This is a genomic window from Arcanobacterium sp. (ex Cirak et al. 2026) (assembly GCF_053585065.1).
The window spans coordinates 23,090-45,427 of record NZ_JBQJCE010000009.1 but is presented as its reverse complement, the minus strand read 5'-3'; the positions used below and the strand labels follow the sequence as shown (position 1 = coordinate 45,427).

Genomic DNA, 22,338 nt, shown 5'->3' with positions numbered 1-22,338 from the left:
CTCCGAGATATCGTGTCGCCATGACTCTTTTACTCACTATCGCGGTTGTTTTGTGCGCTTTTATCAACCAGGACACTCCCTGGAGACTTGCACTGATGGGAATATTTTATTTCCCATTGATCGCAAATGCCCGCTTAGATTTTCACACCCAAACGTTACGAGTATCGTGGACGAATAGTGCGATCATTGTGGCCGTGATTGCGGGAATATTTCAGGGGGCGCCTTTACTCCATTGGATGTGGAGTGTCGGCTGCGCAGGTGTTGTTGCGGGAATTTCGTTAGCCAGCCGAGGACGTCTCATCGGACTAGGAGATGCCCGCTTACTCCTTGCGATCGCTTTGTGGCAAGGAACACTTGTGCCGCAGCGAATATGGTGGACGTGTGTGATCGCGATTGCTTGTCACTGTGTGGCACTTGGTGCGCTGATGGTTCGTCGGCGGTTGCATCGGGGAGATACTCACCCATTCGGTCCTGCTCTTGTTGCCGGATGTGCGTGCGTTGACGCGTTAGCATGAGATAATGCTCCTATGCATTGGTCAACTGCGGGTGAATCACACGGAAAAGCTTTAGTAGCGCTCATTGAGGGAATCCCAGCGGGTGTCGATATCAGTGCCGAAGCAATTGAAAAAGCACTTGCACGTCGGCGCCATGGTTATGGCCGGGGAAGCAGACAAAAATTTGAAGCAGACCAGCTTGAAATTCTTTCGGGAGTGCGACACGGCAGAACTCTTGGATCGCCGATTGCCATGACAATCGGAAATACTGAATGGCCTAAATGGGAGGCTGTGATGTCACCCCAACCCGTTTCTCACGGTGCTCTGGTACGTAGTAACGGGAAAGGAGACGCGAAGGAGATCGCACGCTACAGGCCATTGACTCAGCCACGTCCGGGACATGCTGACCTCGTCGGGATGAATAAATACGGGTTTTCCTCGGCTCGTAATGTCCTTGAACGTGCCTCCGCGCGTGAAACAGCTGCTCGGGTGGCACTCGGGGAAGTTGCCAGACAGTTCCTGCGCCAAGTTATTGGCATCGAAATCGTCTCGCAGGTGATTGGTATCGGATCGGTTCACTCCGAAGTGCCACCAGCATCAGCGCAGATGGCACAAGCCTTGGACGCAAGCCCAGTGCGCCAACTCGATTCAGAACTTGCCAAGCGCTTCATTGCGCAGATCGATGAGGCGAAAAAAGCAGGTGACACTGTTGGCGGTGTCGTTGAAGTGACGGCGTGGAATGTCCCGCAGGGGTTGGGGACGTATACAGTTGACGACCAACGATTGGATGCAAGAATTGCGGGTGCAATGATGTCAATTCCCTCGGTCAAAGGTGTGGAAATTGGTGATGGATTTGCCTCTGCGATGCGCCGTGGTTCGCAGGCGCATGACGAAATTTACCGCAGTGATCGCGTCCACCGACGCACAAACCGGGCAGGTGGAATTGAAGGCGGAATGTCGAATGGAGAAGCCATCAATGTCCGTTTAGCATTCAAACCTATTTCCACAGTGCCGCGTGCTCTTGAGACAATCGACATTGTGACGGGTGCCAGTGCGACGGCGAACCATCAGCGTTCGGATACGTGTGCAGTGGTTCCGGGCGCTGTTATTTCAGAGGCAATGTTGGCACTTGTTATCGCTCAGGCTCTCCTTGATAAGACGGGGGGAGATTCTCTCGCAGAAGTCAGGCGCAACCTTGACGGATTCCTCGCGCATATTCCGGAGATGCAGCGCTGATGGTACGTGCAGTTTTTATTGGAATGCCGGGGAGTGGGAAGAGTTCAATTGGACGACGAGTCGCGAACCGTCTTGGCGTCGGGTTCGAAGACACGGATTCACTGATCGAACGTTCTACTGGCAAAAAGATTGCTGACCTTTTCCGCGTTGGCGAAGACCACTTTCGCCAGATTGAAGCTGTGACTGTTGCGAAAGCAATGGAGAGATTCGACGGAATCCTCTCGCTTGGAGGCGGCGCGATTCTTGACGCAGGCACGCGTGCATTGCTACAAGAGGTCCCTGTAGTCCTTGTCGACGCTTCCGACGAAGTACTCGCTGCTCGCGTTAAGCATGGACGCTCCGCGCGCCCCTTATTCACCTCACACATCGGGCAAAAAATTGCGCGATTGCGCGCAGAGCGTTCCGCCCTTTACTACGAGAACGCAAATATTATTGTGGATTCATCACGGTTTTCAACGGAACACACAACCTCAGTGGTGGTCAATGCATTATTAAATCCTCCTGTTGTTCGACAAGTCAACGCTGAGCACCCTTACGACGTCGTTATTGGACGTGCCGTTGCCCCCCTCGCAGCTCGTTGTGCCGCAAATTACGCGGCGGGAGTGATCGTCACGTCTCCCGATGTGGTTCACCTCGCGAACCACATCGCCAGGTCAATGAGGCACCTTGGCACACCTGCCACGGTTCTCACCTTGCCACGTGGTGAGGAATCAAAGACGGTGACAGTTGTGGAGAAAATATGGGATCGTCTTCATGAGATGGGAGTCTCGCGCGACGGCGTTCTTGTGGCTGTAGGGGGAGGAGCGACGACCGACGTCGGCGGTTTTGCGAGTGCGACGTGGCTACGTGGGATCCCATGGATTAGTGTGCCAACAACACTTCTGGGAATGGTTGATGCAGCTGTCGGAGGGAAGACCGGGATCAACATGCCTTTTGGAAAGAACCTTATTGGAGCGATTCACTCGCCTGTTGGTGTTTTTGCCGATTTTGATGTGCTAGCTACTTTGCCGCTCCCGATATTGAGGGAAGGAATGGGGGAGGTCATCAAATGTGGTCTCATTTCGAATTCTCCAATTATCGAGACAGTGCTGGAACAGAAGGAAAGGATTCTCGATCCCACGTCAGCCGCGTTGAACGAGGTTGCTGTCCAGGCAATCTCGCTCAAGGCACAGATCGTTTCGGCTGATCTTCATGAATCAGGCCAACGCGAGCTTTTAAATTATGGGCACACGTTGGCTCATGCTTTGGAAGCCGCCAGTGGGTACACGATGGCACATGGAGAAGCAGTCGCTATTGGGTGCGTTTTTGCTGCCGAATTAGCTGTTGCGGAAGGTCTTGCGCAACCGCAATTGGCGAAGCTTCATCGGGATCTCTTTTCAGCGGTGGGTTTGCCCGTTAACGCTCCGAATGCCGATCGTCGCGAGTTGATGAAGTATATGTTTGCTGACAAAAAAGTGCGTGATGGACAACTACGATTTGTTGTGTTGAGTGATGTCGGGGAAGCACATATTGTGGCTGCACCTGATGGATGCGACCGAGCGTTTGATGCGATTGGAGTGAAATGACGATTGTTCTTCTTGGCGCGCCGGGAAGTGGAAAGAGCTCCATCGCGCGTGAGCTACAAAATCTTGGTTATACCGCTGCGGATACGGAGCAAATTGTTGCCCACCGATTCGGAGTTGACCTCGCAGACCTCTATCTCCTGGTTCCACGCGAACAACGAGTGAGGATGAGCGAATCCGTGCTGTCAGAGCTTCTAGATCAGGTTGACGCCGACGGAAAGTTTGTGATTGCAGCCTCGAGTGAGTCATTGCAACACAACAGCGCGGCTATGGCTGCGCTCGGGGAGATGAGCGCTCAAGGTGGACGTGTTGTGTGGCTTCATGCTGATTTATCGACGTTAGTTCGTAGAAACGGCATGATGGGACAACACTCGGCAGCGATCATGATGCCTCGACGACATCTGCGTGAATTGATGGAAACATTGCGTCTCCTGACTGAACCAGTGGTGAACGAGGTTATCGAAACCTCTGATCGTGATGCTGCTGAGATTGCAGCATCTCTCGCGTAAGATCGCTCATAATTGTCTTGTCAATGCTGACAGTTTGCATTGGTGAGCTATCATTGTGGGGCAAATATTTTTGGTTCCCAGGAAGAAGGTTCACGTGGCAACAACAAATGAGTTGAAGAACGGTATGGTGCTCAAGATCGATAACCAGCTATGGCAGGTGGTCGAGTTCCAGCATGTTAAGCCGGGCAAGGGTCCAGCTTTCGTTCGTACCAAGTTGAAGAATGTCCTTTCGGGAAAGAACGTTGATCGTACGTTTAATGCAGGCGTCAAAGTCGAAACTGCAACGGTTGATCGCCGCGATATGCAGTACCTCTACAATGATGGAACTGACTATGTGTTCATGGACTTGGACACTTACGAGCAGCTTCCTATCTCAGCCGATGTGATCGGTTCCTCTAAGAATTTCCTTCTGGAGAACCAGAATGCCGTAGTGGCAACGAATGAGGGAACCGTTCTGTTCATCGAACTCCCCGCATCGGTTGTTCTTGAAGTGACTTTCACCGAGCCTGGTCTCCAAGGCGATCGCTCAAACGCAGGCACTAAGCCTGCAACGGTTGAGACCGGATACGAAGTTCAGGTTCCGTTGTTCGTCAATGAAGGCGACAAGATCAAGGTGGACACCCGCACGGGCGAATACCTCACACGCGCCTGATGGCACAGAACAAGTTTCGCCGTGATGGACGGCGTAAGGGCAGATCGCTGCAGCGTCAGCGTTCTCTTGATGTGCTGTACGAGATCGACTTTAAAGACTTGAGTTCTCGCGACGCGCTAGATTTACTCAAGTTGCGTCAAAGCGAATCAACACATCAGGTACCGATTGGACAGTATGGCGTCGAGATCGTCTCCCATTTCATTGAGAATATGGAGAATATTGACTCGATGATTGAAGCTGCTTCGGGTGCATGGTCGATTGATCGAATGACAATTGTTGATCGTAATCTTCTGAGGCTCGGCGCTGTCGAACTTATGTATGGGGGAGTTGATCGCCCCGTAGTAATCAATGAGGTTGCGTCACTTGCACGTGAGTTCTCGACAGATAAGTCCGTTTCGTTCACGATGGGCATTCTCAATCGCGTTTCAGAAATCTGGGAGCTTGAAAATTCTGGACGTGAGGAGGGTTAACGATTTATCGTTAACATTTTTGTGAACACGTGGGGGAGGTGTTGGCTAGACAAATCACAGTCTGGCCAACACCTCCCTTTGTCATTATGGAAGATATGAAAATGTGAGCGGTGTAACTGCGATGTAAACCGTTTCATCTTCAAGGTTTGACCTGCGTAAACGCTTTGGATGGCTATTTTAAAGACATTTGAGCCTCTCAAAAGTACGCGTGAAGGCCACATTATTCATAAGATATGTAACAAATAACTTCGTGTCCGATCGTTTTCAGGAGGCTATGATGGCTCTTCCCACACTCACCCCGGAACAGTGCAAGGCGGCGCTCGAGAAAGCTGCAGCAGTACGTGCACAGCGTGCAGAGCTGAAATCGAAACTCAAGACAGGCCAGATCCGCGTATCCAAAGTCATTGAACAAGCGAAGTCAGATGACATCGCTGGGAAGCTCAAAGTCAGCGCAATGCTGACATCTTTGCCGGGTATCGGTGAAGCGAAAGCTGCAGCGATTATGGAGTCTGCGAATATCGCGACATCACGGCGCGTGGCAGGGCTTGGTCCGCACCAAGCAAAAGCATTGATTGATCTGTTTGGATGATCTTTCGTTGACGATCAAAGATAGACGGTGTCGGTGAAGTGTCTCACCGACACCGTCTATCTTTGATCGCGCGACGTGAAAACGTGGCACCATAGGATCCATGCAAGCATTCGTAATTTCTGGTCCCACAGCGGTGGGGAAGGGGACTGTGCTCAAGGAGCTCCTTGCTCGAGCTCCCCAACTGTGGTACTCAATTTCTGCCACCACGCGTCCGTCACGCCCAGGTGAGACCGATGGAGTGGACTACCATTTCGTCTCGGATGAGAAGTTTGATGCCATGGTTGAAGCTGGGGAGATGCTCGAATGGGCAATCGTTCATCGCATGTACAAGTATGGAACCATTCGCAAGCCCGTTGAAGATGCACTCGATGCTGGAAAAACGGTAATTCTTGAGCTCGATCTCGAAGGTGCCCGTCAGGTTCGTGAATCAATGCCTGAAGCAATCCAAATCTTCCTTGCACCGCCGTCATTTGAAGATCTTCAATACCGTCTTCGTGCTCGCGGTACCGAGACTGCTGAGGATCAGGCTCGCAGGCTTGAGACTGCCAAGGTTGAACTCGCCTCGGAATCTGAGTTTGACTACATCGTTGTCAACGATACAGTGGCTCAAGCCACCGACGAGCTACTGCAAATTCTCGGCGTGGACGAGTAAACTGAAGATTCGCTGACTTAAGGAGGCACTATGTACGGAACTACCCCAAATCCTGAAGGCATTACGAAGCCCGCTATTGATAATCTGCTCGAGCGTGTGGATTCAAAGTACACGCTTGCCGTCTACGGTGCCGCGCGCGCTCGTCAGATCAACGAGTATCGCCAGGAGCTCAAGTCGGGCGATGGCAACATTACGACTGTCGGCCCGCTTATCCCGTCGGCTCCGGAAGACAAGCCACTTTCGCTTGCTCTTGAAGAGATCGTAGAGGACAAGCTTACGATGTCCTCGGATGCCGAGTAATCGACTATGACGATGATCCATGAAAATGCCTCCCGCTCGGGAGGCGTTTTTCGACCCCAGATTCTTCTGGGCGTCAGCGGGGGAATCGCAGCCTATAAGAGCGCGATTCTTCTGCGTCGCCTCAAGGAGTGGGGTGCAGACGTTCGTGTTGTTCCGACACCGGCGTCGCTCGAAATGGTCGGTCGTACTACGTGGGAGGCACTTTCAGGATACCCGGCATATGTCCACGTCCCAGAGGATGCCGACGAGGTGGCTCATGTGCGAACGGGCGCGAGGGCAGATCTGTTTATCGTCGCCCCTGCAACTGCCAATACGATCGCAAAATTAGCGGCCGGTATAGCAGACAATATGCTCACGGCCTCTGCGCTGGTGGCAACGTGTCCACTGATTATTGCGCCAGCAATGCATACCCAGATGTGGGAGCATCCGGCTACTGTTTCCAATATTGAGCTGCTTGCGTCACGAGGAGCAATTTTTGCTGGACCAGTCAGTGGCAGACTGACAGGGGTGGATAGCGGCGTCGGTCGGATGATGGAGCCGGAAGATATTGCCTCGATTGCGATTGCTAATCTCGTCTCGCGTGGTTTCTCTGGTGCGACGTCGGATGAATTACACGGTGCTCATATCGTCATTAGTGCAGGGGGAACACGTGAGCCGATCGATCCTGTGCGTTTTATTGGGAATCGATCTTCTGGACGGATGGGGATTGAGCTGGCTCAAACAGCTCTCAAACGTGGTGCTTCCGTGACGTTTATTGCAGCCAATATCCCTTCGGTGCGCCGCGAGCTCCCGGGTGCCACCGTCATTGATGTAGAAACTTCCGCACAGCTCCACTCAGCAATGAATGATATCTCGCTATCTGCCGATGTCGTGGTGATGGCTGCAGCAGTGTCGGACTACCATGTGGTTGCCCACGAAACCAAGATTAAAAGGCAAGGTCAACTGCACCTGGATCTTGAAGAAAATCCTGATATTCTTGCCGATCTCGCACACCATCGACGTCGCGACGGACAAGTGGTTGTTGGCTTTGCCGCCGAAACTGGCGACGACGCGCATACCGCATATGAGTATGGTGTGGCGAAGGCAAAACGCAAAGGGGCAGATCTCCTCGTGATCAACCAGGTCGGCGCACACTCAGGCTTTGGAGATGTCGACACGGAAATCACAATTGTGGACACGAACGGTCGTGCTGTCGCACATGCTGAAGGAAGTAAACATGAGGTAAGCGTCGCTATTGTCGATGCCATCGTGGCTAACCTTTCGTAAGCACGGTAGCCTTATTCGCGGTGAATTTTTCAATTGGACAAGGAGTGACAATGGCACTGCAGCCTTTTACATCGGAGTCGGTAACTGAAGGGCATCCGGACAAGGTAAGTGACCGCATTTCCGATGCGATCCTTGATGCGATCTTGGCTGAGGATCCCGCAGCTCACGTGGCGGTTGAAACTCTTGTCACCACGGGGCAAGTTCACGTGGCCGGCGAAATTACGACTGAGGCATATGTTGAGATTCCGCAGATCGTTCGTGAAGTTGTGTGCGAAATCGGTTACACATCGTCTGCTGTAGGGTTTGATGGCACCTCGTGTGGTGTCTCTGTCTCGATCGACGCACAGTCCCCAGATATTGCCGGAGGCGTTCACGATTCTCTCGAAGCACGTAGTGGCGGGGACATTGACCCACTTGATCGTCAGGGTGCTGGCGACCAGGGGCTGATGTTTGGTTATGCGACCAATGAAACGCCGCAGTTGATGCCGATGCCTGTATTCCTTTCGCATCGCCTCGCTGAGCGCTTAACTCAAGTTCGTCGCGACGGCGTCGTCCCCGGGCTACGTCCCGACGGTAAAACCCAGGTGACGGTTAACTACGACGACACGGGTATGCCGGTCTCTCTCGAAACTGTTGTGGTCTCCACCCAGCATGACCCTGATGTCAGCCAGGAATGGCTCACGAACGCGATCCGTGAGCATGTTGTTCTACCGGTTCTTGCTCAGTTCGCGTCAGATTTCGCCGACGATGATTTCACTCTTCTTGTCAATCCTTCTGGTCGCTTCGTTGTCGGCGGGCCGATGGGTGATGCTGGCCTGACTGGTCGTAAGATCATCGTCGATACCTACGGTGGAATGGCTCGTCACGGCGGTGGCGCTTTCTCCGGCAAAGATCCTTCCAAGGTTGACCGATCTGCTGCATATGCTGCACGTTGGGTGGCGAAGAATGTCGTCGCTGCGAAGCTGGCTGACCGTTGTGAAGTCCAAGTGGCGTACGCAATTGGTCGGGCTCACCCTGTATCTGTTCGTGTGGAGACTTTTGGAACCGAAAAAGCAGACCCACAACGCATCGCGGCTGCTGTGAACAAGGTTTTTGATCTTCGTCCAGCGGCAATTATTCGTGATCTTGACCTGCTTCGCCCGATCTATAAGGCGACGGCAGCTTACGGTCACTTTGGCCGTGACGATGCCGATTTCACGTGGGAACGGACAGATCGAGTGAAGGATCTTCTTGCCGCTCTGTGACAAGCAGCTGTCAAAAGTGCTCCTCCCCTTATGACACAATTGCGTTATGGACGAACTTGACAGTCTTTTCTCACTAGGGGAGGCGCAGGCACAAGAGGAACTGCTGACGCTAGAACCTGTGCCGCGAATGCTCACAGGCGATGTCGAGTCTCCTGTTGCGCATGTACGTCTCGATATGCCTCAGCCGCATATGGATCGTATTTTTGACTACGAGATCCCTCAGAAGTTTGCTTCTGTCCCTGTTGGAGCACGCGTTGTTGTTCCCATTGGACAACGTAAAGTCGATGCGTTTATCGTTGCCCGTGATTCACAGACAACGGTTTCAGGTGCATTGCGTCCACTCGCACGTGTCTATTCCAATCTTCCCGTTCTCAGCAAAAACGTTGAACGGTTGTGTGAGGTCATTGCACAGCGGCAAGCTGCGTCGGTTGCTGATTGCTTGCGTCTGGCAGTTCCCCAACGTCATGCGCGCGCAGAAAAAGACTTCGGTTCATGTGATGCGCCAAAATTTGACCTGCGAATGGCACCTAAAACTTATGGAGTCTGGAATCAGTACGTCGGTGCGGCAGAGTTTATTGCTCGCATTGGTCACCGTGGCGCAGCGTCGGTTCGGGTCGCGCCAGCACATAAAATTGTGCAGATGGTCAAGCCCATCGTTGAGACGGCTCTCAACCGTTCAAAGAGCATCCTCATCGTCGTTCCAACACCAGTGATGGCGAATTCTCTTGCTCAGCAACTTGCTGATCTGGACGAGCCTATTGCTGTGATGACTTCACAGACAGATCAGGCTCAGCGTTACGCCCAATTCCTTGCTGTTCGATTCCACCACGCTCGAATCGTTATTGGTACACGAAACGCGGCATGGGCGCCAATTGAAAATCTCGGGTGTGCGGTCATTGTTGATGATCATCATAGTGCTATGCGTGAGCCACGTAGCCCGTATATTCACGTGCGTGAACTATTGCGGGTTCGTTGCGAGCTAGAAGGTGCCACGTTTATATCGTTAAGCTATGCGCCGTCGTTACCTCTCATACATGCAGCTCGTGAAGGCGAAATTGAGTTGATTGAACCCCTTGTGTGGGATCACTCAACATCTGCCCATCTCCTCGATGCGGCCGATTTCGTTTATGAATCTGCTCCGTGGTCGCGTATGCCTTCCTCTGTCTTTTCAGTCATTCGCTCTGGGCTTGAAAACGGGCCAGTACTTGTGACAGTGCCACGTGCTGGGTATATTCCGCTGGTGGCTTGCGCTCGATGCCGACAAATTGCTTCTTGCTCTCAATGCGGTGGCACTCTCGGAATTGATTCGCCCCAGGCTCCTCCACGTTGCCATGTTTGTGCTACACCAGCGCTCCCATTTCGGTGTCCGAATTGCCACTTTACGAAGTTGCGTGCTGTGCGGATTGGTTCTCATCGCACTGCGCAGGAAATTGGTCGTGCATTCCGCGACGTTCCCATCCATCTCAATCGAGTCGGCGAATCTATTTCTCAGGTTGATAGAAAACCAAAAATCGTCGTTTCCACGCCAGGAATTGCCCCAGCGACAATCGATGGCTACGCCGCCGGCGTTGTTCTTGACGCGGGCTACCTGTTACATTCGGTGAACCTTGATGCCGAGACCTACTTTCTTCGAACTTTGGCGCATATTGCTGCCAGAATTAAACCGAGGGATCAGGGCGGCAAACTTCTTGTTGTAGGAGATGTTCCTCATCAACTTATTTCGTTAGTCACCTCCTCATGGGATACTTGGGCTCGCGAAGCCATCACCGAACGTGAGATGTTGAGTCAACCGCCTGTCTCGGTTTGGTGCGAAGTGACGGGTGAATGGGACGACCTACGCATGTTTCTGTTAGTACTGAGAACTCGTGCTCTGTCATCAGGTCTCGAACTCGATGACGAGGTTCCCCTTGAGGCTATTCTGACGGGCGGAGCTCACGGGGTCATCCCAGGGATGACCGTGTTAGGGCCTCAGCCAGCAGCCGGATCCCAGCGCACGATTTTTCTTCGATTCGATGAGAGCTTCCGAGCCGATAGGACATTGCTCATTCGTGCTGCTATTCGCGAGATTTCTGCCGCGCACACTGCTCCCACAGTACGTGTGAAAATGGATGCCATGCTGTGACATGAATGCATCATCGGAGTAGACGTCTCCATGGAAATACGCTGACGTGGACGTGATCTTATGCGAGAAAGACCTATCCGATTCGGCATTGAGCATAATGGCAGTAGAATAGACAGGTGCGAATTATTTTTGCTGGAACTCCTGAAACATCCGTGCCATCTCTTCGTCTGCTTGCAGAAAAACATGAGGTTATCGCTGTTCTCACGCGTGAGCCTGCCCCAGTTGGGCGCAAACGCGTGCTGATGGCCTCACCTGTCCACACTGTTGCAGAAGAACTTGGCATCCCAGTATTGACTCCGAAAAGTCTCAAGGGCACCGACATCCATAAAAAAATCTTACAACTTGCTCCAGAAGCTGTTGCGGTGGTTGCTTACGGTCTGATCATTCCCAAAAATCTCCTCGATGTTCCGACGCACGGGTGGATCAATCTTCACTTCTCAGCTCTCCCACGGTGGCGTGGTGCTGCACCTGTTCAGTACGCCATCATGAATGGTGACAGTGAGATCGCAACATCCGTTTTCCAGATCGAAGCTGGCCTTGACACCGGAGATGTGTTTGATATTGAGTCGTTCTCGCGTGATAAGCAATTGACAGCAGGCGAAACTCTAGAAAGGCTTGCCCTGGCTGGGGCCGCGCAGCTATGCCGTACTCTCGATCAGCTCGAAGCAGGAACGGCTGTTGCAACACCGCAAGTGGGTGAACCAACTTATGCGCCGCAGCTCACCTCGGTGGATGCACGGGTGAATTTTTCGTGGAGTGCTGAACGCATTGCCAATATGATTCTTGGAACCACACCGTCCCCCGGCCCGTGGACAACAATTGATGGTGCGCGTATTAAACTTGGCCCCGTGACTGTTCTCACCGAGGCGTCGCTGAACGCAGGTGAAATCAAACTTGTTGGAAAACGAGCGATTGCTGGCACCGGAAGTACAGATGTGGTGTTGAGCCAGGTAGCTCCCGCAGGTAAGAAACATATGTCAGCAGCTGACTGGTTGCGTGGCCTCAAGGGCGATACACGATTCGAGGTAGACAATGTCTAAGGAACGTCCCTCTCACTGGGTTCCGGGCCGTTCGGCGTCGGATAAAGCACGATTAGCTGTCTTTAACGTCCTCATGGACGTTGAGGCTGATGGTGCTTATGCAAATATCGTCTTGCCGCGACAATTACGATCATGGCACTTCGGACGTCGTGATTCTGCATATGCCACGAATCTGGCCTACGGAACCTTACGTTTGCAAGGCCGATGGGATGCTATTCTCGAACACTGCATGGGGGGACGTCGTATTGAGGACACAGACCTTCCAGTTCGTGTCTTGCTCCGCATGGGCGCCCACCAGCTCCTCGAATTTGGGACAGCACCTCATGCTGCTGTCAATGAGACGGTCACTTTGACGCGCAATGAAATCGGCACGGGCGCGTCAAAATTTGTCAATGCAGTTCTTCATCGCGTATCTGAACGTAGTTTGAAGGAATGGCAAGAAATTATTCGTACTGATGTTGGCGGTAAAGCAAACTCTGTCGCGTTCCTTTCACGATGGTTTTCTCACCCCGGATGGATCATTCGGGCGCTGTCTCAAGCTCTCAATGCGTCAGGTCGACCTCACAAAGACATTTTGAAAGTCCTCAAGGCAGACAACACGCCGGCTCACGTTGCCCTTGTTGCTCGTGCAATCACACTGGGTGATCTTGAAGCAGATATTGAACGTGGGTCGATGACATCGGCTCCTGGAAAACTTGTTGATTCAGCACTTTTGCTGACATCTGGTGCACCGCATCGTGTCTTTGCTGTCAAGGATGGGCTGGCTGGTGTCCAGGATGAAGGGTCGCAACTGATTGCACGGACACTCGCTAACGCGCCGCTAGAAGGCCGTGACCGGCTGTGGCTCGATATGTGCGCGGGGCCAGGTGGTAAAACTGCGACCCTCGCCTCATACGCAGTCAAGCGTGGCGCGAGGATTCACGCCAACGAAATTCATGAGCATCGCTTGAATCTCGTTGCCGATTCAGTGCGTCACTGGAGCGATATCGTTGATCTTCGTTTAGGCGATGGCACTGAGATTGGTGTTGAAGAACCTCAGGCATACGATCGCATCTTGATCGATGCTCCATGTACTGGAATTGGTGCGCTCCGACGTCGTCCGGAAGCTCGCTGGCGCAAGGAGGCCCGTGATGCTCTCGACTTGGCAGTTCTCCAAGGCAAACTACTCGATTCTGGATACGCTGCTCTACGTGAGGGGGGCCTGATGTGCTACTCGACATGCTCGCCGTACCTGAAGGAGACGCGTTCTGTCGTGGAATCATTCCTCGAGCGCACGGATGCACAACTTGTTGACGCTGGCCCCATCGCATCAGCACAAGCGAAGATGACGATTGATTCCGCTGACAAAATGGTTCAGCTGTGGCCCGATCTTCATCACAGCGACGCTATGTTCTTTGTTCTGATCACAAAGCCATTAAAGGAGAGCGCATGAGTGTTCGTATTAATCCCTCGATCCTCAACTCTGACTTTGCCAATCTTTCAAGCGAACTGGCGAAAATTTCGAATGCTGACTGGGCACATGTGGATGTCATGGACAACCACTTCGTCCCGAATCTCACACTCGGTATGCCTGTGGTTGAGTCGATCGCGCGCGCCACTGATCTCCCGATTGACGCCCATCTGATGATCGAAGATCCTGATCGGTGGGCACCGTCATTTGTAGAAGCTGGCGCTCAGTCGGTGACTTTCCATGCTGAAGCTGCAACTGCACCACTGCGGCTTGCCCGTGAGCTTCGTGCCATGGGAGCTCGCGCAGGTATCGCTCTTAAACCGGCGACACCGATCGAACCATTGCTCGATATCTTGGATGAATTTGACATGATTTTGATCATGACGGTGGAACCCGGTTTTGGCGGCCAGAAATTCATCGACTCCATGATGTCGAAAGTCTCACGCACACGCGAAGCAGTGCGCAAGAGTGGACTCGACGTCTGGATCCAGGTCGATGGTGGCATCTCACGTTCCACGATTGAACGTGCTGCCGACGCCGGAGCAGACACATTCGTTGCAGGCTCAGCTGTTTTCGGCTCTGATGACGCATCTGAAGAGATCGAAACGCTGCGGGCATTGGCAAGTAGGCATAGGCACTGAGAGGTTTACTGCGCTCGGCGAAATATTGACGTTGATTCGGATTCGTGTGCTATAACTAGCGATGAAGCAAATGCTCCGGGGGTCAGTGTAAGTCTGAACCGGCGGTGAAAGTCCGCGAGCCCGCATCCGCGGGTTGACGAGGTGAAATTCCTCGACCGACGGTCAAAGTCCGGATGGGAGGAGCATGTGCCCGTCTTTCGTTGCGGGTGCGCACCCCGGGTAGTGCTCGGGAGGACACAACATGCGCCACTTTGTCGCACCTTTTGCATTCGGTATCGGGTGTATCGTGCTGTGGATCTTTGTTACCTCTAGTGGCACTGTGGGAGCGTGGGCGCTCCCGAGCCCATTCGAGGTTGTGCGCCGACTCTACGAGGGATTTGCGGCAGGTATTTATCTTCCCATGACCGTTCAAACCCTGAGCGAAGCCATACTGGGATCTGTGATTGCAGCGAGTATTGGGATTCCTGTCGGTTTCGCAATTGCCAATTGGCGTTTGGTGTCGGAGATTTTTGAGCCTTATCTTGCGGCGTCTCAAGCTATCCCTGCCGTGGCTGTTGCCCCTATTCTCGTGACATGGGTCGGGTATGGGATCGTGTCCATTGTGTCGCTGGTTGTGGTGATGGTTATTTTCCCGATCATCGTTTCAACCGCTGTCGGCGCGCGAGGTGTCGATCCAGAAGTGATCGGGGCCGCACGAATGGACGGTGCTGGATCGCTGAAGCTCTGGTGGAATATTCAGCTGCCGTTGGCATCGCCAGGGATCCTTGCGGGAGTGAGGACAGGCTCGACATTATCGATGACCGGTGCTGTGGTAGGGGAGATGGTTATTGGCGGAGGAACCGGCCTGGGAATCAATCTTGTCTCGGCTCAGAACCTCGGTGACGTTCCTGGAATGTTTGCTCTTGTGGCAATTCTGGCGGTCACAGCGATCGCTATCTACTTAGTTGTGCGAGGCGTCGAGCGTCGACTCGCATTGGCACTATTTGGAGAATAATGAAGAAAATCCTCGGAACAATTGTTGCTGTTGTCGCTCTCGTGGCAGGCTGCGCAGCACCAACAGCACCGACGTCGGCAGATCCAGCAGTGACGTTTGGTCTAACCTACATTCCCGATGTGCAATTTGCACCCGTGTACGTTGCCAAAGAGAAGGGGTACTTCTCCGACGCCGGCGTGGACGTAACGTTGCGTCATCACGGTGCGCAAGAAGCCCTTTTCGGAGCTCTCGCTTCGGGAAAAGAGGATGTTGTTTTTGCTGGCGCTTCAGAGATGCTTGTCGCCAGAAGCACAGGTACTGACGTGGTGAACTTTGCGACTTTGTATCGGAAGTACCCAGTAGTTGTGATTGTGGGGAAGGATTCTCCCATCAAGTCGCTTGATGATCTTAACGGCAAAACAATCGGAATGCCGGGCAATTACGGCGAAAACTATTTCGCATTTTTGGCGTTGAAAGCTCGTGGTATCCATGCCACACCGCAGTTTATTGGATACACACAAGCTGCTGCTCTATCAACTGGGAAAGTAGATGCAGTACTCGGTTACGCCAACAATGACGCTGTGTCGATGACCCATGCAGGATTCCCAGTTCGCACGATTTCGCTTGGAGATCTGCCATTGATTTCTGTGGGGCTTGGCTCGATGGCACAGAAAATGACCACATCAACTCAAAAAGCGCTAGTGGAGGCTCTTCACAAGGGTGCAGATTTTGCTGTTCAACATCCACAAGAGACACTCGATATCATCACACAATATGTTCCTGCGCTTGTCGATCATGCGCAGCGTGAGAATGCGAAAAATGTTCTTGCCCAAACGATGATGCTCTACCAAGACGGAGAATTCGGCGCGCAAGATGGACAAAAGTGGGTCAAGATGGCAGATTTCCTGGACAAGTCAGGACTACTCAAGAACCATGTTGATGTAACAAAAGCTTTTATCGAACTGAAATAGATTGATGTGGCGGCATATACCGGATATCCGGTATATACCGCCACATATTTGTTATTTCGCTGTCATACGTGGTATTCGCTTGCCTGCACTGATGCCTGCTACACCTGCGGCAATAAAGGATAACGGATCCTGTTCGAGGCCACGTCCCATTGAGCGCAGGGGAGCAGGCGCGTTTTTGAGCGTAGCAACTAGTCCACGGGTGGAAATCCGATCAATGAGATATTGGTCTGAGAGTTCGTCGATTTGATTCTCCATTTTGTTAACAGCGGCACGGTCAATCTGGGCAATCAGTGGATCTCGGATATCGAGGGCAGGCGCTGAAACAATGGCATTGACGTGAACGATATCGGTGAGGACGCGCATCGTGTGATGTGAAATTCCGCGGTGTCGTTCGCGCGGATCAGCATCTGAGGCACGCAAACACGCAATCGGCTGTCCGCCTAAGATCGCGGCTGCATTGATTGCTTCACCCATTTGAGTCCCTGAAAACCCCCACTTTGTCCCGGTGCCTGCGTTTCCTGGCCCCTGAGTGACGACAGCGACGTCGGCTTTCCATACGAGACGTGCAGCGAGCAGTGCTGTGTGAATATTGATCGCTTCAAGTTCACCACCGTAGGATTGGCCCGCTGTGATAGTGCCGAGAATATGGCCGGTGTCGGTCATCGATCGTGCAGCCTGAGAAAACCATGCCGGAAGTGCGGCGCCGTCTGTCTGGATATAGGCAACGCGTGCCGCAGGCTCTGTTTTGTGAATTCCAGCGACGATTGCCGGGAGTGCTGAATGTAAGTCAGCGACAACAACGGGCATCCCATCGATGGAATCTGCCTCTTTGAGCAGCTCGAAATATGGTGATTCCTGCTCATCAACTGATTGCACCATGAATTGCATCGGTGTGTATCGAGCTTTCATGATGTGCCCGGGGGATGGAAGCGGATCTGCGGGAAGTCGGTCAGGGATAGCAACGATCAGCATGTATCCGCCGGTGCCTAAACCACGAGAGACTGCCGAGGCTGAGAGCAAAACGCGATCCCCTATCTGCGGCAATCCAACTTGTGGAACATACGCCAGCGCGCGGGCTTCACCATCGGCGCCAAGCGACACCGTGAACTCGATGGCTGCGCCCCACGACTTGCGTTCAGCCACGATTGTTCCTTCTCTCCACATCATCACGTCTCCAAGAGTAGTGCACTAAAGTGGAAACCATGAGTAATAAGAGGACTGCGTCTGAGCGACGACTCGCGCTTTTAGCGTATCTGCGTACGACGCAGCCCACGATCAATCAAATAATGGCGTTGCCGACATATGCCGATTATTCGCCAGGTCCTACACTCAAACGTCTCATTGCTCGGGATATCGCTGACTTGCGCAAGGCAGGACATGAGGTGAGTGTTCAGGGGAGTGAGTACCGTTACGTGCTGAACACCACTGGAGCAATCGATATTACGGGCACTGGAGCTGAGCTCGGAGTTTTGCGTGACTTCCTCGATCATCGTTCGCTCTCGATGCCAGGTGAAACTGCGCAATCGGGGTTGTATAAGCTTCTTGCAGAAGGTCATAACAGCGGGCCATCGGGAGTGTACACTGCAAGCGTTCCGACGGGGGACGAGGCTCCGCGCATTGCGCACGCGATCTCTCAAGGCAAAAGTATTGCTTTCATTTATGATTCCACCCACGGGCAGCGCCGTTATGTGCTTGATCCATGGCAGATCACTATTAACTTTGGCGCTTTTTATGTTCGTGGGAAGGTTATCCAAATTGGGAGTAAAACCGCCTCGGGTGTGAAAATTTTTAAGGTTGATCGTATTGTGGGTGAGGTTATCGTCACTGAAAATGCGATCACATCGCAGCCAATTGCAGTTGAGGATGCATTCTCGCTTATCGACGCAGTTGTTGATGTCAAAGCCGGCGCATGTACGCCCTTGTATGCGCGCGCTACTGAGGCAACAGATCCGAGCCCGCATAAGGGATGGGATCGATTAGATCTTCGCCAAATTTCACGTGATGAACTTTTTGAACTCCTTATTTTCTACGGAGTTGATATCCAGCTTGTTGGCCCTGAGGCCATACGCGACGACTTTGTGGCGCGTCTGCGACACGCGGTGGAGGTCTCACAGTGACAAGTCTTTCACGTCAACTTGCGATGATGGCATATCTTGATACAACGCCAGCATCGATTTGCCAACTCGCACAGCATTTTTCGGCACCTGTACGAGTAATTCGCGCCGAACTGGAGGAAATTTTCCTCACTGAGATTAATGACTCTACTGGTGCTTACAGTCCGTGGGATCTGGACATTCCTGAAAGTAACGATGAATTAGTCACTTTCGTTGGGCATGTGCAGACGCCGATGATGACCCTTGGCGAACTCATGTCCGTCCTTGCTCTTTTGGACAATGTTTTGGAAGCATCCGATGAACACACAGCCCAATATCTCTTGGCATTACGCGAGAAACTGATGCAAGCCGGAGAGCGTGCAGGATACGCATCGGCTCTCTGGGCGCCACCGGTAAGGCGGATCCGCACTGACATGATGGACACTCTTGTGCAAGCTAAACGACAGCGAAAACGTGTTCAACTCGAGTATTGGGTCAATGATGGACTGCGCGCACACCCGAAAATCTACGACGTCGGGATTATCGATATATGTGCTGGGAGCTCAGCCTATGTCAAGGCCGACGTCGGGGATCGCTACTTGCGGCACTTCCGCCTCGATCGTATCGGCAGCGTTGAGATTACCGACACCAAGTTTTCTGGACGTGACGCGAAGAGTGCGGTGAAATACGCAACTGAAAGAGAAACGCCGTTTGGCCCTGTGGCATCGATTATCGTCCGGCCGACTGGTCGTTGGGTGGCACAAACAGCACCAGTGGAAAAAACGACTGGCACTGACCCACTCACTATCACCCTTCGAGCACGTGATTTTTGGTTAGCAACTGTGTGCATCCGTTTGGGACAGGATCTGATCGAGGCAAGGTCACACAGTACTCGGGCGCAATTGGCCCAACTTCTGGCACATTATGAGGAGAGTCAATGATCTGGTGGATTCTTGGAATCGGAATCACTACTCTGAGCGTATATTTCGTCAGGTCAGTTAGGGGAGTGTGGCACAGTGGAAAACGCGTGGTTCATTCCCTGTCCGACTTCGGTGCGTCAGTAGCGCAGACCAGAACAGAAACGAGACAGGAACCTGATCGAGGAGACGCACGTGATCGACAAGCGTGTGCACGAGCCGCTCGCGAGCGCATCCGTCACGAGCGGGCTATTGGACGCGATCGGCGCTTGAATAATGCCCTTGTTCGGTGGACACAAGCACAAGAAACTTTTGAAAAGAGAACACAGTGAGCACGATTGCCCAAAATTTTGCCGATGACTACGCCCATCGCGGTATTGTTCTTGACCTTTTCCAAATCGAGGCGATTGAGGCTCTTGAACGTGACATGGACGTCTTGGTATGCGCACCGACAGGTTCAGGAAAAACAGTGGTGGCTGAGTTCGCCGTCGAAATGGCTCTGGCGCGCCTTTCTCGTTGTGTCTACACAGCCCCCATTAAAGCGCTGTCGAACCAGAAGTATAAAGACTTATCTGCACGTCTTGGCGAAGAAAACGTTGGACTACTGACGGGAGATGTGACGATCAATCGCGACGCCCCGATCGTCGTTGTCACGACCGAAGTATTGCGCAACATGTTGTTCTCACGTGACGCAGGCGTGGCTGACATCGGCTATGTTGTCCTTGACGAAGTACACTATCTTGGCGATACATCACGCGGCCCCGTATGGGAGGAAGTGATTTTGCAACTTCCCTCGCATACACGACTCGTTTCACTCTCAGCAACGGTTGCGAATATTGAGGAATTCTCGGGATGGCTGCGTTCTGTCCGTGGCCCGACAGCAGTGGTGGTCTCCACTGTGCGTCCGGTTCCTTTACAACAGTTCCTTGCCCGTGGGCGCTCCCTGATACCGATCGATTCTGGTGTCCCGGCTCGTAAACCTCGCCAAGAGACCGGTTTTCGGCGTCGTGAGCGTCAGGCAGTGAGTCCCGCCCGACGTCGTCGCCTTATTGCGTCATTGGACGAACGTGGGCTCCTGCCAGCGATCGATTTTATTTTCTCGCGCAAAGGTTGCGATCAGGCGGTGGCAGATTTTCTCGATAGCGGCGTGATTCTGAATTCTCCTGATGCGCAACGAGAAGTTGATCGACGTGTTCGCGCCGTTCGTGAGACGCTCACAGATGCAGATGCAAAAGCTGTTCGGTGGGGATTTTGGGCGAAAGCGATGCGCCGTGGTTTTAGCGCACACCATGCCGGTATGTTTCCGGTTCTGAAGGAGCTGGCCGAATCTCTGATGGACGCCGGTTTACTGAAATTGGTGTTCGCTACAGGAACGTTGGCTTTAGGAATCGATATGCCAGTATCGACCGTCATTATTGACCAATTGCGTAAGTTTAACGGTGAAGACTTCGTCAATCTCACGGCAACTGAATATACGCAGCTCATTGGCCGTGCTGGAAGGCGAGGAAAAGATGACATTGGTACCGCCGTTGTTATTGATACTGATGATCTGGATTATGACGCGCTTGCAGAGCTTGTGGCTGGACAGATTGAACCGCTGATCAGCGCTTTCTTCCCGTCGTATAACACGGTGGTGAATCTGCTAGCGAACTATTCGCTTGAGCAGGCTCGGCAGATTATGGCGACATCATTTGCACAGTATCAGCGCAATGCCGATCTGGGCCAGGTTCAGGGACGTCTTGCGCGTGTGCGTACCCGGCTCGCCGACATCGAAGACGAGCTTGCCAATGAATGTGACCGTGGCGATGTGGTGGAGTATCTGCGTCTACGCGCGGGGGCATCGCGCGCCTCGAAAGCACAGCGACGACAAGCGAAAGTTGAGTACCAGCGTCGGATCCGTCAGTCGTATGCTGACGCTGGTACGGGGCAGCTTTATGCATACGCGATTGGTGGCGAACTTGAATACGCGCTTGTTCTTTCGGTCGGACGTGGCAAACTTCGTGTGATCAATGCGTTTGGCGAAATGTACTGGCTGCGTCTGGAAGATCTCTCTGCTCAGATGCGGCATTTAGGATCTGTTGAGATTCCATTTGGGCGTTCACTTAAGAATGACGATGTGCGTGAACAGCTAGCCGAATCAATCATCGCCGCTGTGGATGAACGCAGTGAACTCGGGGTAGACCGAGACTTGATGGGGTCATGGGATCGTTTTGCGGTTCGAGAGAACGCTGAATTGATCGCACATCCTGTCCATACGTGTCCTGATCTAGCCCAACATCTTGCCCGAGGAGAAGAATTGATCTCACTCGATGCGCGAATTGTTGAGCTTGAACACATGGCAGCCAACTTCGACGATTCGGTCGCTCGAGAGTTCGATGCTACTGCCTCTGTCCTAGAGCGCATCGGATATCTTCAGCGCCACGATGAACAGCTCACGTCGAGCGCAGGAGCTTATGTGTTGAAGGGAATTCACAACGAGGCAGATTTGCTAGTGTGTCTTTCGCTCGCTGCTCCCAATATGCGTGACCTTACTCCGGCTGAGTTCGCAGGCGTCGCAAGCTCCTTCTTGTGCGATCGGCGGCTAGGAAGCCGTCCGCCGACGTCGCCGTCGCTACGGGACTCGTGGCGAATGATCGGTGCGAATGTCGATTACTTGTTGATGCTAGAAGCCGATGCTGGTATTTCACGCACTCCCGAGCCTTTTCCAGGAGCGATGGGTGCAGTGGCACGGTGGGCCGACGGCGGCGAACTCGAGAGCGTGCTGCGCGAAGGACGGCTTGTTGTTGGTGATTTCATCTCAGCAATGCGACGGTTGATTGATCTCCTCGGGCAAATTGAATCCGTGGGGGATGGACTGTGGTTTGGACAGACGGCTGGCGAGGCAAAGAGGAAGCTGAAGCGCTGGGATTGGTTATAGGCGACACGCCGATAGACACTCCGATTCTTAGAAAGTGATGCATGGCACATATGGTGATGTGGTGGGAAAATCTCCGTTTACACGGAGAGATACTGCGATCTAGGGTTTGATTCTTCAGCGGTATGACCCGTACCGTGGAACTACGCGATGAGCTGTGAAGCGAGTCCCACGGCGTTCGATAGAAAACGTGACAGAGTCAGAGACTGTGACGGTCCGAGGAACGTTGTGGGGCTCGCTGTT

22 protein-coding genes and 1 riboswitch are annotated in these 22,338 nt (G+C 52.9%); of the genes, 21 read left to right on the top strand and 1 reads right to left on the bottom strand.

The features are described 5' to 3' along the window. Positions 1-20: 20 nt before the first annotated feature. The 17 genes from ACTOVJ_RS05875 to ACTOVJ_RS05795 all read left to right on the top strand — a co-directional run bounded on the left by ACTOVJ_RS05875 (position 21) and on the right by ACTOVJ_RS05795 (position 16,171). Positions 21-515: a prepilin peptidase gene (locus ACTOVJ_RS05875; RefSeq protein WP_449504650.1), complete on the top strand. Its 495-nt coding sequence runs from the start codon at positions 21-23 to the stop codon at positions 513-515. Positions 516-527: 12 nt separating this feature from the next. After that, complete coding sequence (gene aroC, locus ACTOVJ_RS05870; protein ID WP_449502191.1) at positions 528-1,730, top strand: chorismate synthase; 1,203 nt, start codon at positions 528-530, stop codon at positions 1,728-1,730. Then, the gene (aroB, locus tag ACTOVJ_RS05865) at positions 1,730-3,295 is read left to right on the top strand and encodes a 3-dehydroquinate synthase (RefSeq protein WP_449504124.1); all 1,566 of its coding nucleotides are present in this window, start codon (positions 1,730-1,732) and stop codon (positions 3,293-3,295) included. The genes aroC and aroB overlap by 1 nt, the downstream gene beginning before the upstream one ends. Next, positions 3,292-3,801 carry a shikimate kinase gene (locus tag ACTOVJ_RS05860; RefSeq protein ID WP_449502193.1) on the top strand — a complete coding sequence of 170 codons (510 nt, stop codon included), beginning with the start codon at positions 3,292-3,294 and terminating at the stop codon, positions 3,799-3,801. Before aroB ends, ACTOVJ_RS05860 begins: the two co-directional genes overlap by 4 nt. Before the next feature lie 94 nt (positions 3,802-3,895). Then, entirely contained in the window at positions 3,896-4,453 is a 558-nt protein-coding gene (efp, locus tag ACTOVJ_RS05855) for an elongation factor P (RefSeq protein ID WP_449502194.1), read from the top strand. Further along, a complete protein-coding gene (gene nusB / locus ACTOVJ_RS05850) occupies positions 4,453-4,923 on the top strand; it encodes a transcription antitermination factor NusB (RefSeq protein WP_449502195.1) in 471 nt (156 codons plus the stop codon). Before efp ends, nusB begins: the two co-directional genes overlap by 1 nt. Positions 4,924-5,173: 250 nt before the next feature. After that, positions 5,174-5,512, top strand: a complete 339-nt coding sequence (gene mihF / locus ACTOVJ_RS05845; RefSeq protein WP_449504123.1) for an integration host factor, actinobacterial type — start codon at positions 5,174-5,176, stop codon at positions 5,510-5,512. A gap of 100 nt (positions 5,513-5,612) precedes the next feature. Further along, on the top strand, positions 5,613-6,164 hold the full coding sequence (gmk, locus tag ACTOVJ_RS05840) for a guanylate kinase (protein ID WP_449502197.1): 552 nt from the start codon (positions 5,613-5,615) through the stop codon (positions 6,162-6,164). A 30-nt stretch (positions 6,165-6,194) separates the two neighbouring features. Continuing rightward, complete coding sequence (gene rpoZ, locus ACTOVJ_RS05835) at positions 6,195-6,464, top strand: DNA-directed RNA polymerase subunit omega (RefSeq protein ID WP_449502198.1); 270 nt, start codon at positions 6,195-6,197, stop codon at positions 6,462-6,464. Positions 6,465-6,476: 12 nt separating this feature from the next. Then, complete coding sequence (gene coaBC / locus ACTOVJ_RS05830; protein WP_449504122.1) at positions 6,477-7,730, top strand: bifunctional phosphopantothenoylcysteine decarboxylase/phosphopantothenate--cysteine ligase CoaBC; 1,254 nt, start codon at positions 6,477-6,479, stop codon at positions 7,728-7,730. Between the two features lie 50 nt (positions 7,731-7,780). Next, entirely contained in the window at positions 7,781-8,974 is a 1,194-nt protein-coding gene (gene metK, locus ACTOVJ_RS05825; RefSeq protein ID WP_449504121.1) for a methionine adenosyltransferase, read from the top strand. A gap of 46 nt (positions 8,975-9,020) precedes the next feature. Next, on the top strand, positions 9,021-11,096 hold the full coding sequence (locus tag ACTOVJ_RS05820) for a primosomal protein N' family DNA-binding protein (protein ID WP_449504120.1): 2,076 nt from the start codon (positions 9,021-9,023) through the stop codon (positions 11,094-11,096). Between the two features lie 116 nt (positions 11,097-11,212). Continuing rightward, a complete protein-coding gene (gene fmt, locus ACTOVJ_RS05815) occupies positions 11,213-12,136 on the top strand; it encodes a methionyl-tRNA formyltransferase (RefSeq protein ID WP_449503138.1) in 924 nt (307 codons plus the stop codon). Next, positions 12,129-13,568, top strand: a complete 1,440-nt coding sequence (locus tag ACTOVJ_RS05810) for a transcription antitermination factor NusB (RefSeq protein ID WP_449504119.1) — start codon at positions 12,129-12,131, stop codon at positions 13,566-13,568. The genes fmt and ACTOVJ_RS05810 overlap by 8 nt, the downstream gene beginning before the upstream one ends. Beyond that, positions 13,565-14,227, top strand: a complete 663-nt coding sequence (gene rpe / locus ACTOVJ_RS05805; protein WP_449502204.1) for a ribulose-phosphate 3-epimerase — start codon at positions 13,565-13,567, stop codon at positions 14,225-14,227. Before ACTOVJ_RS05810 ends, rpe begins: the two co-directional genes overlap by 4 nt. Positions 14,228-14,294: 67 nt before the next feature. Beyond that, a riboswitch (FMN riboswitch) is annotated at positions 14,295-14,416 on the top strand. A gap of 52 nt (positions 14,417-14,468) precedes the next feature. Further along, complete coding sequence (locus ACTOVJ_RS05800; protein ID WP_449503136.1) at positions 14,469-15,221, top strand: ABC transporter permease; 753 nt, start codon at positions 14,469-14,471, stop codon at positions 15,219-15,221. After that, complete coding sequence (locus tag ACTOVJ_RS05795; protein WP_449502206.1) at positions 15,221-16,171, top strand: ABC transporter substrate-binding protein; 951 nt, start codon at positions 15,221-15,223, stop codon at positions 16,169-16,171. The genes ACTOVJ_RS05800 and ACTOVJ_RS05795 overlap by 1 nt, the downstream gene beginning before the upstream one ends. Before the next feature lie 51 nt (positions 16,172-16,222). Here ACTOVJ_RS05795 and ACTOVJ_RS05790 read toward each other — a convergent pair whose 3' ends face one another. Continuing rightward, positions 16,223-17,314 carry a DUF3866 family protein gene (locus tag ACTOVJ_RS05790; RefSeq protein WP_449504118.1) on the bottom strand — a complete coding sequence of 364 codons (1,092 nt, stop codon included), beginning with the start codon at positions 17,312-17,314 and terminating at the stop codon, positions 16,223-16,225. A 59-nt stretch (positions 17,315-17,373) separates the two neighbouring features. Here ACTOVJ_RS05790 and ACTOVJ_RS05785 point away from each other — a divergent pair, with 59 nt between their 5' ends. Genes ACTOVJ_RS05785 through ACTOVJ_RS05770 form a run of 4 tightly spaced genes read left to right on the top strand, consistent with a single transcriptional unit; the run spans position 17,374 to position 22,098 of the window. After that, positions 17,374-18,288 carry a helix-turn-helix transcriptional regulator gene (locus tag ACTOVJ_RS05785; RefSeq protein ID WP_449504117.1) on the top strand — a complete coding sequence of 305 codons (915 nt, stop codon included), beginning with the start codon at positions 17,374-17,376 and terminating at the stop codon, positions 18,286-18,288. Continuing rightward, positions 18,285-19,205: a helix-turn-helix transcriptional regulator gene (locus ACTOVJ_RS05780; RefSeq protein WP_449504116.1), complete on the top strand. Its 921-nt coding sequence runs from the start codon at positions 18,285-18,287 to the stop codon at positions 19,203-19,205. The genes ACTOVJ_RS05785 and ACTOVJ_RS05780 overlap by 4 nt, the downstream gene beginning before the upstream one ends. Then, positions 19,202-19,513 (top strand): hypothetical protein, encoded by a 312-nt coding sequence (locus tag ACTOVJ_RS05775; protein WP_449503616.1) that lies wholly within the window; start codon positions 19,202-19,204, stop codon positions 19,511-19,513. The genes ACTOVJ_RS05780 and ACTOVJ_RS05775 overlap by 4 nt, the downstream gene beginning before the upstream one ends. Further along, entirely contained in the window at positions 19,510-22,098 is a 2,589-nt protein-coding gene (locus ACTOVJ_RS05770; protein ID WP_449504115.1) for a DEAD/DEAH box helicase, read from the top strand. Before ACTOVJ_RS05775 ends, ACTOVJ_RS05770 begins: the two co-directional genes overlap by 4 nt. The last annotated feature ends 240 nt before the right edge of the window (positions 22,099-22,338 follow it).

Bases quoted from the DNA above. Each gene is read 5' to 3' on its own strand.
- ACTOVJ_RS05785 (WP_449504117.1), top strand. From the start codon at position 17,374: ATGAGTAATAAGAGGACTGCGTCTGAGCGACGACTCGCGCTTTTAGCG.
- gmk (WP_449502197.1), top strand. From the start codon at position 5,613: ATGCAAGCATTCGTAATTTCTGGTCCCACAGCGGTGGGGAAGGGGACT.
- rpe (WP_449502204.1), top strand. From the start codon at position 13,565: ATGAGTGTTCGTATTAATCCCTCGATCCTCAACTCTGACTTTGCCAAT.
- ACTOVJ_RS05860 (WP_449502193.1), top strand. From the start codon at position 3,292: ATGACGATTGTTCTTCTTGGCGCGCCGGGAAGTGGAAAGAGCTCCATC.
- ACTOVJ_RS05810 (WP_449504119.1), top strand. From the start codon at position 12,129: ATGTCTAAGGAACGTCCCTCTCACTGGGTTCCGGGCCGTTCGGCGTCG.
- coaBC (WP_449504122.1), top strand. From the start codon at position 6,477: ATGATCCATGAAAATGCCTCCCGCTCGGGAGGCGTTTTTCGACCCCAG.
- metK (WP_449504121.1), top strand. From the start codon at position 7,781: ATGGCACTGCAGCCTTTTACATCGGAGTCGGTAACTGAAGGGCATCCG.
- ACTOVJ_RS05875 (WP_449504650.1), top strand. From the start codon at position 21: ATGACTCTTTTACTCACTATCGCGGTTGTTTTGTGCGCTTTTATCAAC.
- aroC (WP_449502191.1), top strand. From the start codon at position 528: ATGCATTGGTCAACTGCGGGTGAATCACACGGAAAAGCTTTAGTAGCG.
- rpoZ (WP_449502198.1), top strand. From the start codon at position 6,195: ATGTACGGAACTACCCCAAATCCTGAAGGCATTACGAAGCCCGCTATT.
- ACTOVJ_RS05795 (WP_449502206.1), top strand. From the start codon at position 15,221: ATGAAGAAAATCCTCGGAACAATTGTTGCTGTTGTCGCTCTCGTGGCA.
- ACTOVJ_RS05800 (WP_449503136.1), top strand. From the start codon at position 14,469: ATGCGCCACTTTGTCGCACCTTTTGCATTCGGTATCGGGTGTATCGTG.
- ACTOVJ_RS05820 (WP_449504120.1), top strand. From the start codon at position 9,021: ATGGACGAACTTGACAGTCTTTTCTCACTAGGGGAGGCGCAGGCACAA.
- aroB (WP_449504124.1), top strand. From the start codon at position 1,730: ATGGTACGTGCAGTTTTTATTGGAATGCCGGGGAGTGGGAAGAGTTCA.
- ACTOVJ_RS05775 (WP_449503616.1), top strand. From the start codon at position 19,202: ATGATCTGGTGGATTCTTGGAATCGGAATCACTACTCTGAGCGTATAT.
- nusB (WP_449502195.1), top strand. From the start codon at position 4,453: ATGGCACAGAACAAGTTTCGCCGTGATGGACGGCGTAAGGGCAGATCG.